Raw genomic sequence first — 23,668 nt, forward strand, 5'->3', positions numbered from 1 at the left:
TTCATTAGCCTCGCAGGGTTCAGTCAAGCGCCGCCGCGCACTTGGTTGCGTATTTGTGAGCATTTCGGCATATATCGTGGCTCTTGGTGTTATCGCCTCGACCATGCCAGCCAGCGCGCCGCCAGGCGCCTTCGCAAGGAGGTGAACCGCGTTCGCCTGTAGGCGTCGCCCGCCATCTTGATGCCTTGCGCCTGTGTAGGAAAGGGATGGATGACGTCGGCCAGCGCATGCAATCCCATACCCGATCGGATGGCGAGGGTCACCGTGTTGATCATCTCGCCGGCATGGCTGGCGACGACCGTCGCCCCCAGGATGCGGTCGGACCCCTCCCTGACATGGATCTTGACGAACCCTTCCTCCTCGCCGTCCATCACGGCGCGGGCGACATCGTGCATCAGCACGGTGTAGGTCTTGACCGGAATGCCGTCGCGGCGCGCCTCCAGTGGATAGAGACCGACATGGGCGATCTCCGGATCGGTATAGGTGCACCAGGGAACGACAAGTTCACTGAGCCTTTCGCGGCCGCGAAACAAGGCATTGCGCACGACAATGCGCGCGGTTGCCTCGGCGGTGTGGGTGAATTTGTATTCGAGGCAGACGTCGCCCGCCGCGTAGACGTCCGGGTTGCTGGTTCGCAGGTAATCATCCACCTTGATGCCGTTGGCGTCATACGCCACGTCAGCCCCTTCGAGCCCGAGACCATCGACATTGGGTGAACGGCCGACGCCTGTGATGATCTCGTCCACCGAAATCGTCGTCGTGTCGCCATCGCGTATCAGGTCGGCGAACTTGTTTGCGCCGTCCCTGCGCACCGCCACCACTGCGGTGTTCAGGCGCACCTCCACCCCCTCGCGCGCCAGCGCATCCGAAAGGATCTGCGCGGCGTCGCGCTCCTCGCCGGGCAGGAACATCGGATCGCTCTGCGCCAGGATGACCTTCGCGCCGAGCAGGCAGAAGGCTTGCGCCGTCTCGCAGCCAAGCGGCCCGCCGCCGATGACGAGGAGCCGCGGCGGGCATTCCGTAAGGTCGAACATCGTCTCGTTACTGAGATAACCGGCTTCGACCAGCCCCGGAATGGCAGGGAAGGCCGGACGTGCGCCTGTTGCAATCAGCGCCTTCTTGAAATGCAGCGTCTTGTCCGCGACCGTGACCGTGTCGCGTCCGGAAAATCGCGCCTCGCCGAAATAGAGATCGATCCCTTCCGAAACCAGGCTCGCGGCAGAATCGGCACGGCTGATCCGCTGCCGGATCTGCCGCATCCGAGTCATTGCCCGTTGAAAGTCCACACGAAGATGGTCCGGCGGGTCGCCGCCGAAACTCTCGGCATCGCGCATGTCGGCATAGAGTCTGGCCGTGCGGATGATCGACTTCGATGGAATGCCGCCGACATTGATACACGCACCCCCGATCAGCCCACGCTCGATCAGCGCGACCTTCGCGCCAAGGCTCGCCGCGTCACGCGCGGCGGTCAACCCTGCCGGCCCGGCACCGATGACGACGAGATTGTAGGGGCCGCTCGGCGTCGGGTTCTTCCAGTGTGGGGGATGCGCGCCCCTGATCAGTTCGACGTCGTTGCGGTCGACGGGAAAGGCCGCGGCTCTCGTCGGTTCACGCGACATCGCGTCCCCCGGGTGCCGGACTTGCCGGCCGCGACAGCCATCCGCCGGTGAAGCCGGCCTTGCCCAGGCCGCGGCGGATATGGGGATTGGAACGCATGAGTTCCCAGATCATGCCGGAACGGTGGTTTTCGATCATCATCACCGCAATCCCCTGGTCCAGTCCGTAATGGCCTTCCGACACCCAGCCGTTGCGGCCGAATTTTCGCCGGTTGGCCAATGTCGGGTTGAAACCGCTAGGCAGCCGGAAGTTGTCGATCACCTCCGGGTAGCGATCGACGAGGTGGCGCAGCGCCGCCAGGCAGATGTCCGGCGCGAAAGGCAGCGACGCCGGATAGGACCATGGCGCGATCGTGCCGTCATCCGGACCGAATGGCGCGCCGCGTGCCGCATAACCGGAGAACCGGTGGCGCCGCCGCTCCACGCTGGCGCGGAAGCCGCCCGGTCCGTCCCCTGCCGAAAGGCCCCACAGGTTCTCGCCATAGCCGTCGAAGCCGTAAGGGTTGTGCCGGGCGTAGTCGCGGTGAAGATATGTCGAGCGGCGGCTGTTTTCGAAATAGTCCGAATTCTTCTCGCGCATGAAAGCGTCGCGGATGCCGGCGAAATCGATCCAGGCATGCGAGAACTGGTGCATGAACAGCGGCCCGCCATAGAGCACGTCATGGCCGTAGATGTTTTCCCACTGGTAGGTCGCGGTCCAGGCCTCGTAGCTGTCGTCGGAACTCGGTCGATCCGGTGAGGCCAAAGAGAGCACATAGAGGATCGTCGCCTCGTTGTAGCCTTCCCAGCCATAGTGCAGAAAGCCGCTCCTCGGTTTCCAGCCCTGGCGCAAGGTGGGACTGCTACCTTGCGCCCATCGCCAGTCGACGCGCTTGTAGAGCGTCTCGGCCAGTTGGCGGATTTCGGCCTCATCGTCATTGTCACCGGAAAAATAGGCGCCCGCCACCAGCATGCCGGCGATCAGCAAGGCGGTATCCACCATCGACAGCTCGCAGCGCCAGACGCGCAAACCGGTCCGCATGTCGAGGAAGTGGTAGTAAAAACCCTTGTGGCCGGTAACGTCGTGGCCGCCGCCTTGCGTGCTGGTCTGGAAAAAGCGTAGCGCCGCAAGGGTCAGCCTGGCAGCCGCGTCGCGCGCGATCCAGCCACGTTCGACGCCGATCGGGTAGCAGGACAGTGCGAAACCGACGACGGCGATGCTGCACGGTGAATTCGGCCGCGACGTGTCGGCGACCAGCCCGTTGTCGGGGTTCACATTCTCCAGGAAATAGCCGAAGGCAGCGCGCTGACAGCGGTCCAGAAGCTCTTCATCGGCCAGCGCCGCGGGATCTGCTCTAAGCAAACGACGCAAACTCCAACATGATGGTCGCGGCTCCCGTCGATCGCACGCCGCCGACACGGTGGCCTGGGGGCATCGCACCTGCCGGCCTCTCTCGTCGTGTCATGGCTTTCCCCTGTTATGGCACGCTCATTCAGACGTCAGCTACCATAAACCTGTCCAGCTCCAATCGTTGCCTCGTCACGCGGAATTGTAGTTGGCTCGGGCCAACTCGGAACTGCCTCGATCCGGCTCAATAAGTGGCGCGGCCCCCCGAAACGTCGAAGACGGCGGCCGTGGTGAACGAGCATTCCTCCGAGGCGATCCATGAGATCAACGCCGCCACCTCTTCGACCTCGCCGAAGCGCGCCATCGGTATCTTGGAAAGCATGAAATCGATGTGCTCCCGGCTCATCTGCTTGAATATCGCGGTGCGCACCGCCGCCGGCGTCACGCAATTGACCGTCACCTTGGTCTTGGCGAGCTCCTTGCCGAGCGACTTGGTCAGGCCGATCACCGCCGCCTTCGAGGTGCTGTAGGCGGAAGCGTTGGGATTGCCTTCCTTGCCGGCGATCGAAGCAATGTTGACGATGCGGCCATAGTTGCGCTCGAGCATGTGCGGCACCAGCGCCTTGTTGCAGTAGAAGACGCCGTTGATGTTGATGTCGATGAGCCTTTGCCAGTCCTCGGCCGAATAGGACCAGGTCGTCATGTTCGGCCCGGTGATGGCCGCGCTGGTGACCAGTATGTCGACGCCGCCGAGGGCTTCGATCGTCGATTGTGCGGCGGCCTCCACACTTGCGGCATCCGCAACGTCCACCGTCATCCCATGCAGGGTGGGAACGACAGCTTTCGCCTGTTCGATCTGTGCGGTATCGCGGTCCCAGACGCTGACGCGCCCGCCTTCGTCGACGATTCTCTGCGCGACCGCGAGCCCGATGCCCGAGGCGCCGCCGGTAATCACCGCTGACCGGCCGGCGAATCGTCCCGCGAAGTTCATCGGCATGTCATTCCCCTGTCCATCCTGGCTGGAGCCGGTCTATGTGATGGCTCGTCGGGACTGTGAGGTTAGCGCGTGCCGAGTTCAAGCCGGCATGCGGCCGGACCGTCTGGGCCAACACCGTCAGGTTCCGTCTCGTCCCGTCTGCGACGCAGTCGGTGCGCATGTCCGATCGGGCAGGCGATCTCTCGGCGATCGCCGCGCTGTAAGACAAGGTGACAGGATTTGCCATTGAGCATGGGGTGCGATAGGCTATATTGCACTGCACAATGGAGACGCCGTTTCTTGTACGCCCCTGTTTGCGGATATGCCGGCTGGTTTGCGGCCTGCCGGTCCCGGGTCGTGTCGACGGGACCCTGAGATGAAAATCCCCAAATCCCTGCTGGTCGATCCCGAGAAGAACTCGGTCTATGGCAGCTTTGCAGTTGCCGTCTCGATCTGGGCGTTCTCCTATTCCGTCATTTTCGGCCAGGTGATGATCCTGGCCTACTATGCAGTCTGGCTTCCGCTCATCCTGGTCGACTACCGGCGGTTCCTGCGGCAACTGTCCAGTGCCTGGCTGCCGTTGCTGTTCGCGGCCTATGTCTGCTTCTCCGTGTTTTGGTCGCAGTCGCCCGGCATCACCGTCAGAACGGCGGTCCAGTACTTTTCCCATATCGCCTGCGCCTATGTCGCGGCACGCACCGTCAGTGTGCGCACCCTGACAATAGGCGCTCTGGTCGGCATATTCTTCGTCCTGCTCTACTCGTTAAGGGTGGGCGGCTATTCCGAGGACGTCCTCGACGGCACCTATAATTTCGTCGGCGCCTTCGCCTCCAAGAACCAGATCGGCTTCGTCGGCTCGCTCGGCATCTATTTCTCCGTCGTTTTCCTTGCTTTCCTTCGGCGTGGCCGGCTGAGCTTCATGCTGACCGTGCCGGTCGTGCTGTTGTCGGCCTATGTGCTGGTCCTCTCGCATTCCGCCACCTCGATGGCCTCGATACCGGCGGTTCTGGCGCTGGTGGCGCTTCTTGCGATGAGCAAGCTTTTGTCGCGGCGCTATCGCCGGGTGATCTTCCTGGTCGGCGCCGGCATGATCGTCGTGGTGGCCATTGTCGCCCTCAATCTCGGGCTGATGGACTTCGTGCTTGGCATCTTCGGCAAGGATTCGACGCTCACCGGGCGGACCTATCTGTGGGAGCAGGGCTGGAACGCCGCGATGCGGTCGCCAATCCTCGGCGTCGGCTATGCCGCCTACTGGGTGCAGGGCTTTGCCGAGGCGGAGCGGCTGTGGAACGAATTCTACATCACCACCCGCACCGGCTTCCATTTCCACAACACCTATGTCGAAGCCCTCGTCGAACTCGGCTTCACCGGGGCGGTGCTGATATCGCTGATCATGCTGCGCACGCTCTTCGGCCACATCGCGGCGGTGGTCTTCAAGACATGGCAGGCTGAATCGGTGGTCCTCATCGGCGTGATGGTGCTGCTGCTCATCCGCTCCTTCGTCGAGGTCGAGATTCTCAACCCCTACATCATGGGCTCCTTCCTGATGTATTTCAGCTTCTTCAAACTGGCGCGGCTGCCGGTCACCCGCACGCGATGGTCGCCGGCCTTCGAGCCCGCGGACGCGAAGGGTGGAGAGGCGGCCTGGCCTCACCGTCCGGCGGCGGCTGAGTAATGATGAGGGTCCGCTAGAGCAAGCTCCTGGAAAAGAGCGTAGCGGTTTCCGTCCGGTGTTGCGTCAATAATGCATGTCGCCCGGAAGTGTCCTCGGTTCTGGGATAGCGACATGCATAAAATCAGAAGTTACAGCAGGTCGAGCATATCCTATTCGCCGCGACAATGCTGTAGCCGTTCTCGTTTCCGGTGCTTGGAAATCCTATCAACAAAAACCTCCGCCCGGCAGGCCAGGCGGAGGTTCAAAGTCTTTTGCGTTATGGATCGAAAGCGGCCGGCGGGCCGCGCGATCTCCGCGTCCTACTGGCTGGCCAGCGGCGCCAGCTTGACCTTGATCACATCGCCCGGCAGCACCAGCGTGTCTTCCTTGGCGGTGACTTCGCTGGTCTTGCCGTCGACATTGCGCACCAGCGAATAGAGCAAGGTAGGTTGCTGGTCGTTGGTGATGGCGGCCGTCGTCGCCGGATCGGTGGCCTGGGCGATCAGGCCCCTCTGCATATTCACCTTCAGCGCGGCCTCGTTCAGGTCGGCTTCGGTCTGCTGCCGGGCGGCGGCGAGGCTCGAGCTCAAGGTGTTCTGGGCGTCGATGGCGTCCTGCGTCGCCTTGCTGATCGCCTGCTTGGCGGTGAGGATGGCTGTCTCATAGTCCAGGATCTTGCCCTGCAGGTCGGTCACGGACTGCTGCGAATCCAGGAGTCTGGCATTGGCGACCAGGCCCTTCTGCGCCAGCGGACCGATGCTGGCCAGCTGTTGCTGCGCCAGGTCGACCTGCTTCTGCTGGTTGGCGATCTTCTTCTGCAGCGATTCGATTTCGGCCTGCAACACACCCTTGAGATCGTCGAGCGCCTCGAGCTTCAGCTTCAGCGCCTTCTGGTCGGCGGTCAGGATCGTCATCTCGTCGTTGACGATGGCCGGCAGCCGCGGATCGCCCTCGACCTCCTTCGGTACGTCGAAGCTCGTCTTGCCAGCCATATCGGCGTCGATGCGGGCGCGCTTGACGATCAGCCGCACGCGCAAGTCGTCGGAGATGTCGAAATTGCCCTTGGCGGTGACCAGGTCCTTGCCGAGCTGCGGGCCGTAGTCGGCGTTGCGCCTGATGCCGCCGGCGACGCTGATCGCCTTCAGCACCGTAAGGTCGGGCACATAGGGAAATTGGCCGGGATTCTGCACTTCGCCCGAAATGTAGAACGGCCGGAACTGCGCCATTTCGACCGAGGCTTCGGGCTTGTCCGACAAAGCGAGCTTGCGCTGGAGCGCCTCGCCGATCGCCGCGGCGACCTCCGCCGTGGTCTTGCCCGCCGCCGGCAACTCGCCGACGAAAGGCACCGACAGGGTGCCGGCCGGACCGACCGTGTATTGGCCATTGACCGACGACCAGTCACGGAACGTGCTTTCGACGGTCTGCCATTCGGCGATGCGGATGGTGAGCTTGTCCTGGGAGCCTAGACGGTAATCGTCGGCGGCGGCCAGCTGGGGAAAAGCGAGCGACATTGCAAGGCAGGTCACCACGAGCCGCGAGCGGCCGGAAAACGGGCCGCTGCCGAAGACTTCGAACATGTCTGTTTTCAACTGAACGTTCCGATCCGTTATAACCCCATCGCCCGATGAGCTTGCCGCCGGTTGCCTGAGTCAGGCTGGCCTATCAGTAAGAGCCACGTGACATCCATACGGCCGGCACGGTCCTGATGATGATGCGAACGTCCTCGAACAGCGACCAGTTCTCGACATAGTGGCGATCGAACGCGACGCGACTGTCATAGGAAACGTCGTTGCGGCCGCTGACCTGCCACAGGCCGGTCAGGCCGGGCCGGGACTTCAGATAATAGACGGCCGCGCTGCCGTAGATTTCCAGTTCGTCACGGACCACCGGGCGAGGCCCGACAAGGCTCATGTCGCCCTGGAGGATGTTGATGATCTGCGGCAATTCATCGAGGCTGAGCTTGCGCAGGACCGCTCCGACGCGGGTGACGCGTGGATCGTTCTTCAGCTTGCGGGTCGCCATCCATTCCGCATTGGCGTCTGGATTGGTCGCAAGATAGGCGGCCAGCACCTTGTCCCCGTTCGGAACCATGGTGCGGAACTTGAGGCAGGAGAACAGCCGTCCGCCGCGCCCGATTCGCCGGTGACCGTAGAAAATCGATCCACCATCGGAGAATTTGACGAGCAATGCTATCATGATGAACAGCGGGCTTAGCGCGACCAGTCCGGCCAGCGAGCCGGCGATGTCGAAGCTCCGCTTGATGAGGCCGCCGATCGGCGGCGGAAAATCGGTGTCAGCCTGCGAAAAGTCCGCCGTGGCCGACTTGGCAATATCCCTCATACGGAAACTCCATGCGTTGAACGAATGGTTTACCGCACGATATCAAAAAAATGCTGCAGCGCAACACACAATTTCCCATACCATTGAAATAGCCGCGTCATGAATTGACTAAATAATAAGCTCGATCTGCACAAATTTCGAAATTTTTAGCACATTTGTGACAATAAATGGGCAAGGATAAAAAAATGCGGACGTTTTTGCGGCGATTTTTGGGCACGGCGTTCTCGGCGACGAGGGTCGGAGCATATTAGTGCTTTAGAAAGATGCCATCTTCGAAACTATTCACCTAAAATACTACTTAATATTATAGCCTGTACTCAAAGTCCGCGATGGCTGCAAGTTGAGTGAAATGCGACCGTGTGCGTTGCAGCATGGCAGAGTCGAACGCGGAAACTCAATCAAAAATATGTGCGGTTGCCCTTGCCGCCTTCTGCCCGCCTTAATAGAATTGCAAATTATACCTGTCATGGTCGCGACAGGTTGAAAGGCCGGAAGCAACCGGTCGGCAGCGGGTGACTTAACAAGCCCGCATAACAAGGGACGGCGCTCGGGTGGGGCTATCGTTGGATATAACCCGAGCCGGTTTATGGGCTGTTGGGTATGTCGCTTCCAAAATTCGTCGTTGGGATGCTTTTCGCGCTTGCGATCGTCGTTGCCTGGTCCTGGCTCGGCGAGGCTTCGCTTGGCACGACGCTGATGCGCGTCATCATCTGCGCCGTGGTCATTCAGGCCGGTTATTTCGCGGTTGTCTACGCCATGATCGTCAGGAGCGCGCCGACGCCAGCTGACAGGCTGCGCGAAGCCGGAAGACAGCAGAACTCCACCGAAGTGCCCGAGGGCGAGAAGCTCGGCAGCGCCCGGCGGGGTTTGCGTTAGACCCCACGGGGACGTCACCGTCCTCAGGCCACATCGGCAGGTTCAGTCTCCGACTGCTCTCCCGATAGCATCCTGGACAGCCGGCTCCCCGGCTTCGCCTTCAACCGCTGATATTGCCCGACTTCAACGACACGACCGTCTTCCATCGCCACCACCCAGTCGGCGAAGGCGATCATCGACGGCCGGTGCGCGATGGTCAGGATCGTCATTGTGCCGCGAAGGCCGTCGATCGACCTGGCGATAAGCGACTGGTTCTGCCAGTCGAGCGCGCTTGTTGCCTCATCCAGGATGAGCAGTGAGGGTTTCCGCAGTAGTGCGCGTGCCAGCGCGATGCGTTGACGCTCGCCGCCCGAAAGGCGCACGCCGCGGTCGCCGACCACCGTCTCCAGCCCCAGGTCGAGCCGTTCGACGAATTCAGCGGCATGCGCGGCGCGCAGTGCCGTCCACAATTCGTCGTTGCTGGCTTGGCGCGCGGCAAGCCGTAGGTTCGCCGCGATCGTGTCATGCAGCAGGAACACGTCCTGCGGCACATAGGCCACCTGATCGCGCCAGCGGCGGCGATTGCCGGCATCGACCTCTACGCCATCGACGAGGATCTTGCCGGCGGTCGGTTCGAGCAGCCCGAGCAGCATGTCGGCGATCGTGCTCTTGCCTGATCCGGACGGACCGATCAGGGCGGTGACCTTGCCGGCTGGGAGGCCGAAGGTGATGTCGCTCACCACCGCCTTGCCGGCTCCGTCGTCATAGGCGAAGGAGACGTCACGAATGTTCAGCCCCGTATCGAGGGTCAGCTTGCGGGCATCCCTGGATTCGACATGGCCAGGCTCCCGCTCGGCGTCGAAACGTGCCTGCAGGCTGCGCATTGCCGTATAGGCGGGCAGGTTGATCAGCACCTGCTGGGCCTGCGTCTGCATGTCCATGAAGCGCGGCGCGATCCGCATGAAGACCAGGAGCAGGACGACGATCTCGGCCAGCGACAGGTTGAAGCGAACCAGCGCCACATAGATGAAGACGCTCAAACCCACGACGCTCGCCACCTGGAACACGGCGGTGCCGATCGAGCTGTTCCGCACATAAGCGATGTTGTCGGCCTTCATCTTTTCGAGCGTGGCCTGCAGCTGCGCGAAATAGCTGGCCTCGACATTCAGGCTCTTGGCCACCTTGATGCCGCCGAGAAATTCCGAGACCGTGCGGTACTGGTCCTGGCGATTGGTCGTCAGGATCCGGCCGAAGGCGGTGGCCCGCGAGCGAAACGGCTGCAGCGCTATGAACATCACGATGCCGATGACGACGGCAAACGCCGTCATGACCGGCGAGATGAACATGGAAATCACGAGATAGCCCGCCAGCAGCACGGCAATCTGCACCAGCATTAACAGGGAAAAGGCTGCCCCCTGGACGCGGTCGATGTCGCCGGTCAAAGCATGGTCGAGATCGGAGCCGCGCATGCGCGTGAACACGCCCCACCGCGCCTTGCCGATGCTCTCGAACAGGTTCATGCGCAAGCGGTTGATGAAATCGAAGAGCAGCCTTGCCATATAGACTGACTTGAAGCGGTTGAAGGCTGCCTGCACGGCAACAAGCCCGACCAGCAGGCAAAGCACCGTGGTCAGCTGCAGCGTTCCGCCGGGCACCAGCCAGCGGACGAAATCAATGTTCGGCAGCCTGACAGCGAAATCCTGGTCTGCGCGCCCGACCAGATGCAGCAGCGGAACCAGCAGCAAGATCGAGATGCCTTCCGTCAGGCTGCCGAGGATCAGGAACAGCAGCGCAGTCCAGGTTCGCCGCCCGCCGATCTGGGCAATGACGGCGCCGAACGCCGCTACATCGCGAAACAGCGACAGGCTGAAGACCGATGACCTAGGCATCTCCAGCCAGTTCCTTTTCGATCAGCGCCACAGCCTCGCCGATCCTGTCGATGCCCGTCGGAACGTCCAGCCGGCACACGCCGACATGGTTAGCGATCGCTGAACAGTGGCGAAGATGCATCGCCGCGAAATCGCCGGAGAGCGCCGCGCGGCCGAACCGCGTCACGTAGGAGAATTTGATGATGGCCGGCAAGGCGGCAATGTGAGGCAAGGGGGTAATCCCGGCCCTTTCGCCACGCTCGAGGATATAGATCCTGGCCGCCGGCACCCTGTTGCTGGAAAAGGCGCCGTGCAGGCGATGCTGCATCTTCTCGATCGCCGGATGCACTTGCGGCCGCACTTGCGCCTGCCCGAGCGGGATCGCCGCCGCGGCATCGGCGGCAAGCTTGATCTGCGGAAACCCCGGAACGATCATCGGCCGGTTCGGGTCTGCCAGGTCGAGCGCCACGACGTCGTCGGTAAGCAGATCGTGTCCGGCCCGGATCGCCGCGCTTGCCGTCGTCGATTTGCCGGCGCCCTTGTCGCCCATGAAGATGACGCCCCTGCCGGTCACGGCTATGGCGCTGGCATGCAGAACCAGCAGGCCGCGCTGGTGCAAAAGCAGCGCCAGCACCGGCCCCAGCAACGGGAAGGCAAGCAAGGCGTCGTCGACGCTGGGTGCCGGCTGGACATCGATGCGGCGGGCATCACTGATCAGGAATGCGCCGACAGCGTCCCAGGCCAGATACTGCCGGTCAGGCTCGAAGCGGAAGGTGGTCCCGGCCTCCGCCGAAGGCTTGGGTATATCGATCGGGCCGATGGCGATCTCGATGTCGGCCGCCGCCGGCTCTGCCGGCTCCAGTTCGGGCAGTGATACTTCGGACGCGATGATCAGGCCGTAGGCGCGGTAGTAACGTCGTTCTCCCGCGATCCTGGCGCGCTGGGGAAGATGGTCGAGATCGCCGGCGAACGGCTCATGGCGGGACATCATACGGGGCTCCCGCCATGCTGGACTTGCCGCAGCCACAGCGACAGTGACGCCGAGCGCCAGACATACTGGACATCGAGCGGCGCCGCTTGATCCGGCTGGCGCAGCAGCCGCGCATAGGCGGCGTTTACTTCCGGCAGGTTGACATAGGGCGCGATGCGACCCGCATCGCCAACCAGCAACTGCTCCAGCAGGTCGCGATGGTTGCGCACCATGCCGTTGACGAGATTGGCGGTGAAATCGATCTTGTCGCGCCGCCACTGGACCGCAGCCGGCAGGATGCCCTCCATGGCCCGGCGCAACACGTAGCGGCCAAAGCCGTGACTGAGCTTCTGCTCGCCCGGCAGCCCCAGGCAGAATTCGACCAGCGGCTTGTCCCAGAACGGATAACGCGGCTCGACGCCGAAATTGGCGGCGGCCTTGTCCAGAACCTCGAAAGAGTGCGGCACATAGCCGTTGGACAGGATCCAGCGGTGGCTGAGCGCGTCGCTGGCCTGGACGCCGGGCGGCATATAGCCGGCTCGGTGGAACCGGTCGATGAGCTCGGTTCGCCTGGCAAGGTCCGGATTGATCAGGTCGCGCCAACTCCGGCCACGCCGCGATTGGGCAGGCCTGCGTATTCTGTTCAGGACGCGGTTCCCTAGCTGTCTCAGCCTGGCGATGCGCCAGGCCGGCCCGTAAATAGTGAGGAACTGGAAATAGAGGCCGAGCGTGCTGTCGTCATAGGTGTCGGAGGCGCTGCGGACCTCGCGCCAGAGGTCCAGCCATCTGCCGCCATTTGCAAGCTCGTGCAGATGGCCATGTCCCTGTGAAACGACCTCGTCGCCGCCATGGCCGTCGAGCAGCACCTTGATGCCCTTGGCGCCCGCGGTCCGGTAGATGCTGCGGGTCAGCGTCAGGCCCGGCGCCAGGAAGGTGCCTTCCTGCTCCTCCAGCACCCGGTCGAATTCAGCGAAGGGTGCATAATTGCCGACGGGGATCAGCGTCGGGTCGGCCTTATGCTGATCCAGCACTGCATCGATGAAGGAGCGCTCGTCCATCGACGAACCCTTCTCGAAAACCAGCGAGAAGGTCGGCAGCTTCGGCTTGCGCCCGGCCGCATTTTGCAACCCGGCCACGCAGGCGATCGACGAGGAATCGAGGCCGCCGCTCAGCATCGCGCCGACCGACGGACTTCCCCGCATGCGATTGCGGACCGATTGCGAGAACAGATGGGCGAATTCTTCCGCGGCATCGGACCGCGGTGCCCGCTGCAATGGCTCGATCTGCCAATACCGGCGCAGCACCAGACGTTGCGCGGTGACGGTGAGGCTGTGACGCGCCGGCAGGGCAAAGATGTCGCAGTAGGGCGTGGATTGCGGGTCATCGGGCAGGCCGGCCAGGAATCCGGAAATCCGGTGCTCGCTGAGGCGCGCATCGACCCCGTCGAGGCCGAGCATTGGCCCGATCTCGGAAGCAAAGGCAAAGCGTCGTTCCGCCGCGTGGTAGTAGAATGGCTTGACGCCGAAATGGTCTCGCGCGCAGAACAAAAGCTGCCGTTCGGCATCCCAGACAGCAAAGGCGAAATCGCCTTGCAGATGCACGGGGCAGGCTTCACCCCAGCGCAGATAGGCCCGCATCAGCAATGTCGCGTCGGCGACTGAGCTGTCCCTGATGCCGAGCCTGGCGAGCAGTTCGTCGCGGTTGTCGAGCCGGCAGTCGGCGGTGATGGCCAGCTTGCCGCCGGCCATGGTCAGCGGGCCGGGGCCGGCTTCGTCGGTCGTGTTGAGCCAGGCGTGGCCAAGCGCGATGCCGCCGTCCAGCCACCACGAGCTTCCGTCGGGACCACGATGGCGCATGCGCGCCAGCATCTGCTGGATGCTGCTCACCGCCTCAGGCGCGGGGTCCTGTCGCAGCAGGATTCCGGCCACGCCGCTCATCGGCTGCCGTGGTCGACCAGGTGGGCGAAACCATCGACGGATCCGCCGAGCACGATGTGGTTGTCGCTGACAAGCCAGGCATGCGCCTTCAATTGCTCGCCCGTGCCGCGCTCGATGCCGATGCGGATATTCGACGCATTGCCCTTGCGCGCCAGGAGGTATTGGCCCGAAAGCGCCTGGGTCAGGCATGTGGCACCCGGCACGAACCGTGCGGCCGCTGCAACCCCCCAGGCGACAAGCCGCAACTCGCCCATGCTGGCACATTGGCGCGCGTTGAGCCGGGTCACCATCGCGCGGACGCGGTTGTAGGAGAACACTGTCAGCCCGAGCCGGACGGTCGCGACCACCAGCAGGCAGCGGCACAGGAAAAGCGTTTCGGAGCCGCTCAAGGACAAAATCCTGGTCAGACTCCGGCTGCCACGCCGCTGCTTCATCGGCGTGGGGGTTCTCTGCGTCACAGGTCTTTGCCGCGCAACCATGGCCTTCTGCCACACCTGCCTAGACGAGTGCCTCATGCTCAAGCCTCGCAAGCCCGGTTTCCGCCAAGCCTTTCAGCAATGCGTCGACGTCGGCCTTGCAGCGCTCGGCGTCGACATTGTAGCGCGCGAGAACGGCGCTGCGGATATCGGCGATCGGCTTGGGCTCCTGGATCAGTTCCCAGATGAAAGCGCCGACACCGTTGAGGCTGTAGTAAATATTGGATCTCAGGTTGAGAAGCGCGAGGCCTTCGCCGAATTCGCAGGCCACGGCATCCTTGGTCGCGCTTATGCAATCGTGCTCAGATGGGTTCCAGTTCATCCTAAAACCTCTTTTGCAAAACGTTGCCCACGCATCGGCAGGCTAGAGAAGTCGGGGATTTTCACCCCCGGCTCCTACTTATCGTTCTTGGATCCTGGAGGTTCCAACGTCATTCTCCGGGATCAGGATAGGCTTAAGAGAACGTGAGGTCGCCAATTGGCGTATGTGCGGGGAACGACGCATCGAGCGCCGTGTTGCCGCCGCCGCCCTGGGTGATGGTCTCGATCGAACCATGCACGGTCAGGCTTGGCGTTTCGTACTCCTGCTTTTCAACATTCTGTTCCATTTTACTCTCCTATCAAGCACTGGAAACGGCCTGTCGATTGCCGTCAGCACTTTCATGCTGCATTGCAATAGCTGCACGGCAATATTTATGAGTCAAGTCTCATTTACCCAGCGTTAATCAATTATGGGTTGCGAACGTCACTCCCGTGTAAGAGATCCGCCTTTTGTGAGGTCAAAGCCGCGTGAAATCGCCGCTTGGTGCCGACAATAATGTAAGTATTTGATTTTGCTAGATGAAATGAAAATCACGCAGACGATTGATTTTAGATAACGCTAAACTATATCCGACTATCAGCCAACCACCGCTGATACCTCGGCTGACGCGCCGCTACGGGGTTGGAATTCAGTCATGCACCTCGTCACTTTCGAGGGAAGCGGCAAACGCTATGGTTGCAAAATCTTGCACTGCGAAAGGAAAGGCTTTACGGCGCCGCGGTTTTTAAGGATGCTTTGCTTCGCACTTGCAGCATACGCGACGCGCAAACCGTTTTTTGGAGACTGTGCGCTCAATGGCCTTGCCGGAAAGCTCTTATGAACAACTGCGCGCAACCGACTGCGCCGATGAGATCGCCTATGTGCAAGCCTGCTTACGGTTGTATTTCGCGGCGCCGGCCGCCTCAACCGGCGAGGTGACGCCGCCCGGCCTTTCCGTCGCTGTCGTCACCGATATCGCCAGGCTGAACAAGGTCGGTACGTTCATTCTGAAGGCGCTGTCGCGTGCGCCGGCGCATGAGAGGCCGGCCGAGCTCTTCCCGTGGCTCGAAACCTATCGCAGAAGGACGGTTTCGATGAACGCCGCCTGCCTGATGGATTCGATGGCCATCAACGAGGCGCTGCTCGACAGGCGGATTGATTTCGTCTTCCTGAAAGGGCCGTTCCAGCAGCATCTGCTTTACGACGATCACTTCATGAAGCCTTCGGGCGATGCCGACATCCTGGTCTCGCCGGCCGGGTTCTTGAGGGCACGCGAAGCGTTGCGCTCGATCGGCTACGAGGTGTCGGGCAAGTCACGTTCGGTCTGGTGGGTCCGATTCCTCGGCGAACAGCACATGGTTCGCGGCAATGGGCCGAAATCATCTACGGTCGATCTTCATTACCGGCTCCAGCAGCCCGGCTCGCCCAGCCCGCGCGATGCAGACGGGTTTCTGCGGCGAAAACGGCTGGTCGAGATCACCGGCGCCGAAGTCCCCTTCACTTCGGCCGCCGACACTTTGATGCTGTCCTGCATCAGTGTCGCCAAGGCCCTGTTCAACCGGGAGCCCTGCGCCGGCTATGTCTGCGATATCAGGGCCAGCGCCAGCCGCCTCGACGAGGCCGATCAGCAGCGTGTGCTCGATGCCGCGGTGAGCCAGGGATTGGACGACACCTTGCTGCTCGGCCTGCGCGCCGCCGACGTGTTGCTGGGCGGCACCGGCACGCTTCTGTCGGAGCGGGCCAAGCCGATCCTGTCGCGCATCGGCAATGAGGATCTGCTCAACATGGTCATCGCGCCATGGCTGTCGTCGCTGCGTTGGCCGCAGCGGCGGACCGTGTTGTGGGAATTGTGCGGCAGGGCTCCCGTCCGCTATCTGGCCGAGGCTGGCTGGGCCGCGTCGGCAGACATCAGCCGCCGCATCTTCGAACGGCCGGCTAGCCCATGAGGGCGATGGATATCGAACGCGTACAGGGGCGAGGGCAGAACGAAACCTGTGCAAGAGGCTAATTCCATGTCGATGACGAAATCCGAGGTTTGCGTGATCATCGCGGCCAAAAACGCGGCGCGCACGATCGCGGTTGCCATCGCATCCGCGCTGCGCGAACCGGAAGTGGTGGAGGTCGTCGTCGTCGACGATGGCTCTACAGACGCTACGGCCGAGGTCGCCCGCTCCGCAAGCGATGGCAGCGGCCGGCTTACGGTCATGCGCCTCGACGTCAATCGCGGCCCATCCTTTGCCCGCAATGCCGCGATCGCCAGCTCACGGGCGCCGTTCGTCAGCATTCTGGACGCCGACGATTTCTTCCTCGAGGGCCGGTTTCGCAACCTGTTTGCCGGTGCCGATTGGGATTTCGCCGCTGACAACATCATGCTCATCAGGGATGACGCGACCGGCGACGCGACCAAAATCGTTGCCCCGAATTTTGCCGCCGATCCGGAATTCCTCGATTTCGAACGGTTCGTGGAAGGCAACATCTCCAGGCGCCGCGTGCAAAGAGGCGAACTCGGCTTCCTGAAGCCCGTGATCAGCCGCGCCTTCCTCGACCGCCACGGATTGCGCTACGACGAAAGCCTGCGACTGGGTGAGGACTATGAGCTTTACGCGCGGGCGGTTGCCCACGGGGCAAGGTTCAAGGTCATCCGTTCCTGCGGCTACGGCGCCATCGTGCGCGCCGATTCGCTCAGCGGCCGCCACAAGACGCAGGACCTGAAACGGCTGGCCGACGCCGATCTGGCGCTGCTGGCCATCGACAGCCTGCCGGAAGGGTCCAAGGCGGCACTGCGGCGGCACGAGCGGCATGTGCGCGACAAGTACCGGCTGCGCAATTTCCTGGACGTGAAGGCCGAGCGGGGCCTCGCTTCGGCAGCTGCCTACGCCTTCGCAAGCCAATCCAACCTCGTTCCCATCGTCCAGGGCGTGGCATCCGACAAGCTCGAGGCGTTGTTTCGCAGTGTCGGCCTCGTGTCCAGGAACAAGCGCGTGCCGCCGCTGCGTTTCCTGATGGCCGGAACCAGCGCGGGCAAGGGACGGTAAGGCGCGGGAGCGTCCGGTGCTGCCTGGCGCGAGCCCACCACGCGACCGTTTCGATCGGATTTATGAGTTTACGAATTGGGTGGTTGCCTCGCGGCTCCGGGGATGGCAATCTATGCTGCGGTGCAGCAAATTGAACGACCAGCCGAACTGGCCCCCGATCGGACTGGTCCGAAGTCTCTCTTCGTCAGAGGAGCGGACGATGCGGTACGAGTTTTCAGCCCCGGTTGCGGGGATCGGCCAGTGGCCCGGCCGGAAAGCCGGCCCAGAAAGCCGGCCCAGAAAACCGGCGATGACGGGAATTTAAGTTCATGGCCTCGATATTCGGCTTCAGATCAAGGGATCCGGCCCGCGACAGGCAGACAGACGTTGCGCGTCTCGACCGGCTGGCGAAGCTGTTCGAGCAGATCGCGGCCGAAATCGATGCCGAGAAAACCGGCTTGGAGAGCCGCTACCGCAAGGAGGCGACGAACGCGGCCTTCCTCGTCGAAGCCATGGAAAACGGTTCCGCCTCCGACCGCCGCTCGTCCGAGGTCAGCGCGTTGACGCAGTCCATCTTGAACAGCGAGCGTCGTATCGCGGCACTGGCGCGCCAGGGCGGCATGATGCGCGAGCTCCGTCATGCGCTGGACGTGGTCTTCGACGAGAATGCGGCCGCCGATTCGCCGGCCACGGTCAAATCGGCCAGGCAGGCAGGAGCCGGCCGAGGGTGAAGGTGGCGGCGCGGGACCGTTGCGACGGAGGTGATGCAAGGCTGGAAGTCGGGAGGGCGATCGAAGAGGTCAAGGTTGGGCCCGTTTGGGAGCGGTTCAAACGTCGACTTTAGGTTAGGACGCCCAGCGCAAAGGTGAGTTTGTCATGAATTCGGATCCAAAAATCACGTCCACGACAGCAATCGACGCCCCCCTGCATTTCGGCTGGCGGTCCGGCCTGGCGGTCGTTTTGCTGCTTGTCGCTTTTGGCAGTCTGCCGACAACCCCGTCTCATGCGCAGGATACCCAGTCCGCGCCCTCTTTCGTCGACGATTTCAAGAATTTCGACCGCGAGCGCTGGTACGTTTCAGACGGCTGGACAAACGGCAGCCATCAGAACTGCACCTGGTCGAAAGGCCAGATCGAGCTTTCCGATGGCGTTCTTTCGCTCGGTTTCGCGAAGCAGAAGACCAAGGATCGTGAGTTCGCCTGCGGCGAGATCCAGACCAAGCAGCGCTTCGGCTATGGTACCTATGAGGCGCGGATGAAAACCGATACCGGACCCGGCCTCAACGCGGCTTTCTTCTCCTATATCGGCCCGGCCGACAAGCAGCCTTGGGACGAGATCGATTTCGAGATCCTCACCAAGGACACGTCCAAGGTGCAGGTCAACGCCTATATCGATGGCAAAGGCAAGAACGAGAAGCTGGTCGACGTGCCCGGCGGCACCGACAGTGGCTTCAACGACTACGCCTTCGTCTGGGAGAAGGATAGTCTGCGCTGGTACGTCAACGGTCAGTTGGTCAACACCATCACCGATCCTGCGAAGTTGCCCAGCCATGCGCAGAAGATTTTCTTCAGTTTTTGGGGCAGCGACACGATGAAGGGCTGGATGGGAGCGTTCGCCGATCCGGGCCGCAAGCTTTCGCTGCAGGTCGAGCGCGTCGCCTTCACCGCGATCGGCCAGCCCTGCCAGTTTCCGGAATCGCTGGTGTGCAGCGTAAAAGAGTTGGGAAAGACGAATTGAACCGGTCGGGCCGAAAACGGCTCCAGGCCTTGGATGGGAATGAAACCGAATGAACTTGACGGTGTTTGGAATTGGCTATGTCGGCCTCGTGCAGGCGGCGGTGCTTGCCGAGGTTGGCCACCAGGTTGTCTGCGTCGACATCGACGCAAGCAAGGTGGAGCGGCTCAACCAGGGCTTCGTCCCGATCTTCGAGCCAGGCCTTGAAAGCATCGTCAGGGAAAACCACGCCGCTGGCCGCATCAAGTTCACCACCGATGCGGCGGCTGCCGTCAGGCATGGCGAAATCCAGATGATCGCGGTCGGTACGCCTCCCGGCGAGGACGGTTCGGCCGACCTCAAATATGTGCTGGCGGTCGCCGAGACTATCGGCCGCGAGATGGACACCGCCAAGATCGTTGTCGGCAAGTCGACCGTGCCGGTCGGCACTTGCGAAAAGGTGAAGGCCAGGATTGCCGAAACGCTGAAGAAGCGGGGCCGCGAGGACCTCACCTTCGACGTCGCGTCCAATCCCGAATTCCTCAAGGAGGGCTCCGCCGTCGCCGACTGCATGAAGCCCGACCGCATCATCGTCGGCACCGACAGCGAGGATACTGAGGCCGTGATGCGCGAACTCTACGCGCCCTTCAATCGCAACCACGAGAAGATGATCGTGATGGACGTGCGCAGCGCCGAATTCACGAAATATGCCGCCAACTGCATGCTGGCGACCAAGATCAGCTTCATGAACGAGATGGCGAACCTCGCCGAGCAGCTCGGCGCCGACATCGAGGAGGTGCGCAAGGGTATCGGCAGCGATCCGCGCATCGGCTACCATTTCATCTATCCGGGTCTCGGCTATGGCGGCTCGTGCTTTCCCAAGGATGTCCGCGCCCTGATCAAGACCGCCGAGGGCGTCAAATTCGACGCCAAGCTGCTGCGCGCCGTCGAGGAACGCAACAACGACCAGAAATCCGTCCTGTTCGACAAGGTGCACCGCTACTTCAAGGGTAACCTCAAGGGCAAGACCTTCGCGCTGTGGGGCCTGGCCTTCAAGCCCAACACCGACGACATGCGCGAGGCGCCTGCCCGTGTCCTGATGGAAGCACTCTGGAACGCCGGCGCTACCGTGCAGGCCTATGACCCCGAGGCCATGCAGGAATGCCAGGCCATCTATGGGCTGCGCGACGACCTGATGCTGTGCGGCACCAAGGAGGCGGCATTGCGCGGCGCCGATGCGCTGCTGATCGCCACCGAATGGAAGAGTTTCCGCGCACCGTCCTTCGATGCGCTGAAGGATGCACTGACCACGCCGGTCATCTTCGACGGCCGTAACCTCTACGACCCCAAGGTCGTGGCGCGCCACGGCATCGAATATCACTCGATCGGCAGAATGGCGGCATGAGATTGGGCGCGGAGAGCCGAAAGCAGAATTGGGCCAACTGGCCCGGCGCGGAAAGGAATTGTAGCTGATGGTGCTGGACGTAAAGCCCGAGCAAGTCTCCAAAGATCATTTCGATGTTGTCGCGATCGGTTCCGGTTTCGGTTCGGCTTTCTTCCTGCATGAGTTCGCCAGGCGGCGTAAGGCGCGCATCCTGATTCTCGAGTGGGGCCGCCACAACACGCATGAATGGCAGCTCGACCAGAACGTGAACACCGACATGGACGACGAGGCGACCTACAAGACCAATTCCGACAAGCCTTGGAATTACACGATCGGGCTGGGCGGTGGGACCAATTGCTGGTTCGCGCAGACGCCAAGGTTCCATCCCAATGATTTCAGGCTGAAGAGCACCTACGGCATCGGCAATGACTGGCCGATCAGCTATGACGAAGTCGAGCCGTTCTATTGCGACGCCGAAGACATCATGTCGATTTCCGGCGACCCCGACATGGCGGCGATGCTGCCGCGCTCGAAGCCGTTTCCCCAGCCGCCGCATCGCATGTCGACGCCGGACAGGATGATGAAGGCGGCCCAGCCCGATCAGCACTTCGTCATGCCGACCGCGAGGGCTCGCGTGCCGACCGCGCAACGCACCTCGTGCTGCGCCAATCTGCGCTGCTGGCTGTGCCCGGTCGATGCGAAATTCACCGCCAATAACGGCCTGATGCATGTCTTCGAGAACCCCGATATATCGGTGTGCCTCGGCTCCGAAGTCCGGCGGCTCGACCATGTCGGTGGCGCGGTGCGTTCGGTCACCTTCGTCCACGACAGCAAGGAATATCAGGTCAGCGGCGACCTTTTCATTCTCGGCGCCAATGCTATCCAGAGTGCGGCGATCATGCTGCGCTCCGGCCTCGGAGATGAATTCGTCGGGCGCGGCCTGCATGAATCCTATGGCTGGAATTTCGAGGTCTATCTCGACGGCGTCGACAATTTCGACGGCAGCACCATCACCACCGGCCTGAATTTCGGCCTTTATGACGGCCCGCATCGGTCCGAGCACGCGGCGGCCCTGGTCTATTTCGAGAACCGCTGGCAGCACGGGATGCGTGCCGAGAAGGGGCGGCTGCGCCAGGCGCTGCCGCTGGTCGTGGTCACCGAAAACCTGCTCGATCACGAGAATTTCGTCACTCTCGACGAGGATGAAAATGCCTTCGTTTCCTTCAAGGCACCCTCGGACTACGCGATCAAGGGCATGGCCCGGGCGCTGGACAAATTGCCCGAGCTGCTTGCCCCGCTGCCCGTCGAACGGCTCTTCGACCGCGGTATCAGGCCAACCGAATCGCATGTCCAGGGCACGTTGCGGATGGGCACCGGCCCGGCCGATTCGGTGATCGACAGCAACATGATCCATCACCGGTTGAGAAACCTGGTTGTCGTCGGCACCACCACCTATCCGAGCTGTTCCTGTGCCAATCCGAGCCTGACCGCGGCAGCGCTGTCCTTGCGGGCAGCGAGCCGGATGGCGTGAGGGAGATAACCGATGATCGAAATCACGCGGCGTTCGGCACTGGCCATCATGGCTGGCGGAGTTGCGTCGACGGGCGTGGCCTACGCGGCCGTGTCCTCGTTTTCGGACGAGGACCTGGTTCGCGTCACGCTCGAAAAATATTTCGGCAGGCTGAACATGCGCATCGAGCATCTGCAGCAGTTCGTGCTGGAGTTCCGCAAACGCAATCCGTGGATTTTTCCCAGCGAAAAACTGGCCGACGCCGTCACCTTGCTCGAGAAGGCGAAGCTCGGTCAGGCGCGCCAGTTGCTGCCAAAACAGAAGCAGCGCGATCTCCGGCATTTCGACCGCTGGGTCGTCGCCGAATTCCATATGTTGACGGACTACGCCTGGCGCAGTTCGCCCAATGATCCCATTCGGTTCACCGGATGGCAGTCATGCACCAATCCGTTCGCGACGCTTGATCCGCCAAAGACTGCGTGAGGCGGCCTTCGACGTGGGCCTTCATCGGGCCGAGGCATTGAAACGCAATAGACGAGGAGCCAGGATCATGAAAGTTCTCTTTGCAGGCGGCAATGGCTACCCACCCGAGTTCAGCGGCGGCGTTCAGTCGAGCACGCACCATCTGGCCGAACAGCTGATCGAAAATGGGCATGAGGCCGCCGTGCTTGCCGCCCTGTTCGGCGACGGCGTCTTCGGCCTCAAGGCGCGCGCCAAGATGAAGCTTTCGCGCCAGCCCGCGGTCGTCGACAGTTTTCCCGGCTACCCGGTGATCCGGGCATGGTTCCCGTGGGAAGCGGCCGCCTTCGCCGTCGACAGGGTGAAGCCGGATGTGGCGGTGGTCCAGTGTCACAAGTCGGTTCCGCTCGGCAAGGCGTTGCAGGCCAAGGGTGTGCCGCTGGTCGTCTATCTCCGCAATGTCGAGTTCCACGAGCTGGGGGGTGACCTGCGCGAGTTGCGCTCGGCGCTCTACATCGCCAATTCGGAGTTCACCGCGCGCACCTACAGCCGGGAGTTCGGCATCGAGGCAACGGTGATCCCGCCGACCATCAATCCGACGCATTACAGCACGCCGACGACGGGTGAGTTCGTCACCCTGATCAACCCGTATGAGGAAAAGGGTTTCGAGCTTGCGGTGCGCATCGCCGGCGCCTGCCCCGAAATCCCGTTCCTGTTCGTCGAGAGCTGGAAGCTGGAGGATGATCACCGGGCACGCATCGAGGAAACGATCGCGCCGCTCGGCAATGTCACGCTGGAGAACCGCACCAGCGACATGAAGACGGTCTATGGCCGCACCAGGATCCTGCTGGCGCCCAGCAAATGGGAAGAGGCCTGGGGGCGGGTGGCGTCGGAAGCCCATTGCAGCGGCATTCCGGTCGTCGGCTCGCGTCGCGGCGGCCTGCCCGAAGCGATCGGCCCTGGCGGCGCGGTGCTCGACTATGATGCTCCGCTCGCCGACTGGGTCGCGGCCGTCAGGCTTTTGTGGAACGACAACAAGGAATATGAGCGGGTCTCGGCCCTCGCGCGCAGCTTCGCCGGCCGGCCGGAACTCGACCCCGACCGTCAGTTCGTCACCTTCTTCTCGATATTGGACAGGGCGGCGCAGCAGAGCGCACGCCAGGCCGCTTAGTGCATGTCGCCCGGAAGTAGTCCTCGGTTCCGGGATAACGACATGCATAAAATCAGAAGCTTACAGCAGGTCGGGCGAATCCTATTCGCCGCGACAT

Annotated in this window: 21 protein-coding genes; 10 read left to right on the forward strand and 11 right to left on the reverse strand. The window is 62.3% G+C overall.

The genetic code is table 11. The annotated features are described in order from the left end of the window. Positions 1 to 89: 89 nt before the first annotated feature. From C7I87_RS19135 to C7I87_RS19145, 3 genes are all read right to left on the reverse strand, one after another. Positions 90 to 1,619 carry a mercuric reductase gene (locus C7I87_RS19135; protein ID WP_149905662.1) on the reverse strand — a complete coding sequence of 510 codons (1,530 nt, stop codon included), beginning with the start codon at positions 1,617 to 1,619 and terminating at the stop codon, positions 90 to 92. Continuing rightward, entirely contained in the window at positions 1,609 to 2,958 is a 1,350-nt protein-coding gene (locus C7I87_RS19140) for a glucoamylase family protein (protein WP_149905663.1), read from the reverse strand. The genes C7I87_RS19135 and C7I87_RS19140 overlap by 11 nt, the downstream gene beginning before the upstream one ends. A 229-nt stretch (positions 2,959 to 3,187) precedes the next feature. After that, entirely contained in the window at positions 3,188 to 3,940 is a 753-nt protein-coding gene (locus tag C7I87_RS19145) for an SDR family NAD(P)-dependent oxidoreductase (protein WP_149905664.1), read from the reverse strand. Positions 3,941 to 4,295: 355 nt separating this feature from the next. Here C7I87_RS19145 and C7I87_RS19150 point away from each other — a divergent pair, with 355 nt between their 5' ends. Next, the gene (locus tag C7I87_RS19150; protein ID WP_149905665.1) at positions 4,296 to 5,594 is read left to right on the forward strand and encodes an O-antigen ligase family protein; all 1,299 of its coding nucleotides are present in this window, start codon (positions 4,296 to 4,298) and stop codon (positions 5,592 to 5,594) included. 299 nt (positions 5,595 to 5,893) lie between these two features. Here the strand turns inward: C7I87_RS19150 and C7I87_RS19155 are convergent, their stop codons facing one another. Both C7I87_RS19155 and C7I87_RS19160 read right to left on the reverse strand, forming a co-directional pair. Further along, positions 5,894 to 7,150, reverse strand: a complete 1,257-nt coding sequence (locus C7I87_RS19155) for a polysaccharide biosynthesis/export family protein (RefSeq protein ID WP_188393899.1) — start codon at positions 7,148 to 7,150, stop codon at positions 5,894 to 5,896. Positions 7,151 to 7,235: 85 nt separating this feature from the next. Further along, on the reverse strand, positions 7,236 to 7,913 hold the full coding sequence (locus tag C7I87_RS19160; protein WP_149905667.1) for a sugar transferase: 678 nt from the start codon (positions 7,911 to 7,913) through the stop codon (positions 7,236 to 7,238). Between the two features lie 600 nt (positions 7,914 to 8,513). Between C7I87_RS19160 and C7I87_RS19165 the strand changes: the two genes are divergently transcribed. Beyond that, a complete protein-coding gene (locus C7I87_RS19165) occupies positions 8,514 to 8,789 on the forward strand; it encodes an exopolysaccharide production repressor exox (protein WP_149905668.1) in 276 nt (91 codons plus the stop codon). A gap of 23 nt (positions 8,790 to 8,812) precedes the next feature. Here the strand turns inward: C7I87_RS19165 and C7I87_RS19170 are convergent, their stop codons facing one another. From C7I87_RS19170 to C7I87_RS19195, 6 genes are all read right to left on the reverse strand, one after another. Further along, positions 8,813 to 10,657 (reverse strand): ABC transporter ATP-binding protein, encoded by a 1,845-nt coding sequence (locus tag C7I87_RS19170; RefSeq protein WP_149905669.1) that lies wholly within the window; start codon positions 10,655 to 10,657, stop codon positions 8,813 to 8,815. Next, positions 10,650 to 11,627: a phosphoenolpyruvate carboxykinase (ATP) gene (locus C7I87_RS19175; protein WP_149905670.1), complete on the reverse strand. Its 978-nt coding sequence runs from the start codon at positions 11,625 to 11,627 to the stop codon at positions 10,650 to 10,652. The genes C7I87_RS19170 and C7I87_RS19175 overlap by 8 nt, the downstream gene beginning before the upstream one ends. Further along, positions 11,624 to 13,543: a lasso peptide isopeptide bond-forming cyclase gene (locus C7I87_RS19180; RefSeq protein ID WP_149905671.1), complete on the reverse strand. Its 1,920-nt coding sequence runs from the start codon at positions 13,541 to 13,543 to the stop codon at positions 11,624 to 11,626. Before C7I87_RS19180 ends, C7I87_RS19175 begins: the two co-directional genes overlap by 4 nt. After that, positions 13,540 to 13,932, reverse strand: a complete 393-nt coding sequence (locus C7I87_RS19185) for a lasso peptide biosynthesis B2 protein (RefSeq protein WP_246696314.1) — start codon at positions 13,930 to 13,932, stop codon at positions 13,540 to 13,542. The genes C7I87_RS19180 and C7I87_RS19185 overlap by 4 nt, the downstream gene beginning before the upstream one ends. A gap of 109 nt (positions 13,933 to 14,041) precedes the next feature. Further along, on the reverse strand, positions 14,042 to 14,341 hold the full coding sequence (locus tag C7I87_RS19190) for a PqqD family protein (RefSeq protein ID WP_149905673.1): 300 nt from the start codon (positions 14,339 to 14,341) through the stop codon (positions 14,042 to 14,044). A gap of 133 nt (positions 14,342 to 14,474) precedes the next feature. Next, a complete protein-coding gene (locus tag C7I87_RS19195; protein WP_149905674.1) occupies positions 14,475 to 14,627 on the reverse strand; it encodes a lasso peptide in 153 nt (50 codons plus the stop codon). Between the two features lie 508 nt (positions 14,628 to 15,135). On the opposite strand from C7I87_RS19195, the gene C7I87_RS19200 reads away from it, so the two are divergent. From C7I87_RS19200 to C7I87_RS19235, 8 genes are all read left to right on the forward strand, one after another. Continuing rightward, entirely contained in the window at positions 15,136 to 16,266 is a 1,131-nt protein-coding gene (locus C7I87_RS19200) for a nucleotidyltransferase family protein (RefSeq protein ID WP_149905675.1), read from the forward strand. 66 nt (positions 16,267 to 16,332) lie between these two features. Beyond that, on the forward strand, positions 16,333 to 17,355 hold the full coding sequence (locus C7I87_RS19205) for a glycosyltransferase family 2 protein (RefSeq protein ID WP_149905676.1): 1,023 nt from the start codon (positions 16,333 to 16,335) through the stop codon (positions 17,353 to 17,355). Between the two features lie 308 nt (positions 17,356 to 17,663). Next, positions 17,664 to 18,065: a hypothetical protein gene (locus C7I87_RS19210; RefSeq protein WP_149905677.1), complete on the forward strand. Its 402-nt coding sequence runs from the start codon at positions 17,664 to 17,666 to the stop codon at positions 18,063 to 18,065. A gap of 145 nt (positions 18,066 to 18,210) precedes the next feature. Beyond that, positions 18,211 to 19,071: an endo-1,3-1,4-beta-glycanase ExoK gene (locus C7I87_RS19215; protein WP_149905678.1), complete on the forward strand. Its 861-nt coding sequence runs from the start codon at positions 18,211 to 18,213 to the stop codon at positions 19,069 to 19,071. Between the two features lie 49 nt (positions 19,072 to 19,120). Continuing rightward, positions 19,121 to 20,452, forward strand: a complete 1,332-nt coding sequence (locus C7I87_RS19220; RefSeq protein WP_149905679.1) for a UDP-glucose dehydrogenase family protein — start codon at positions 19,121 to 19,123, stop codon at positions 20,450 to 20,452. 67 nt (positions 20,453 to 20,519) lie between these two features. Beyond that, positions 20,520 to 21,962: a GMC oxidoreductase gene (locus C7I87_RS19225; protein WP_149905680.1), complete on the forward strand. Its 1,443-nt coding sequence runs from the start codon at positions 20,520 to 20,522 to the stop codon at positions 21,960 to 21,962. A gap of 12 nt (positions 21,963 to 21,974) precedes the next feature. Then, positions 21,975 to 22,424, forward strand: coding sequence for a hypothetical protein (locus C7I87_RS19230; protein WP_149905681.1), 450 nt, complete (start codon positions 21,975 to 21,977; stop codon positions 22,422 to 22,424). Between the two features lie 67 nt (positions 22,425 to 22,491). Then, positions 22,492 to 23,571: a glycosyltransferase gene (locus C7I87_RS19235; protein WP_149905682.1), complete on the forward strand. Its 1,080-nt coding sequence runs from the start codon at positions 22,492 to 22,494 to the stop codon at positions 23,569 to 23,571. Positions 23,572 to 23,668 lie beyond the last annotated feature (97 nt).

Origin of the sequence: Mesorhizobium sp. SARCC-RB16n, assembly GCF_008520305.1 — a bacterium.
Taxonomy (GTDB): domain Bacteria; phylum Pseudomonadota; class Alphaproteobacteria; order Rhizobiales; family Rhizobiaceae; genus Mesorhizobium.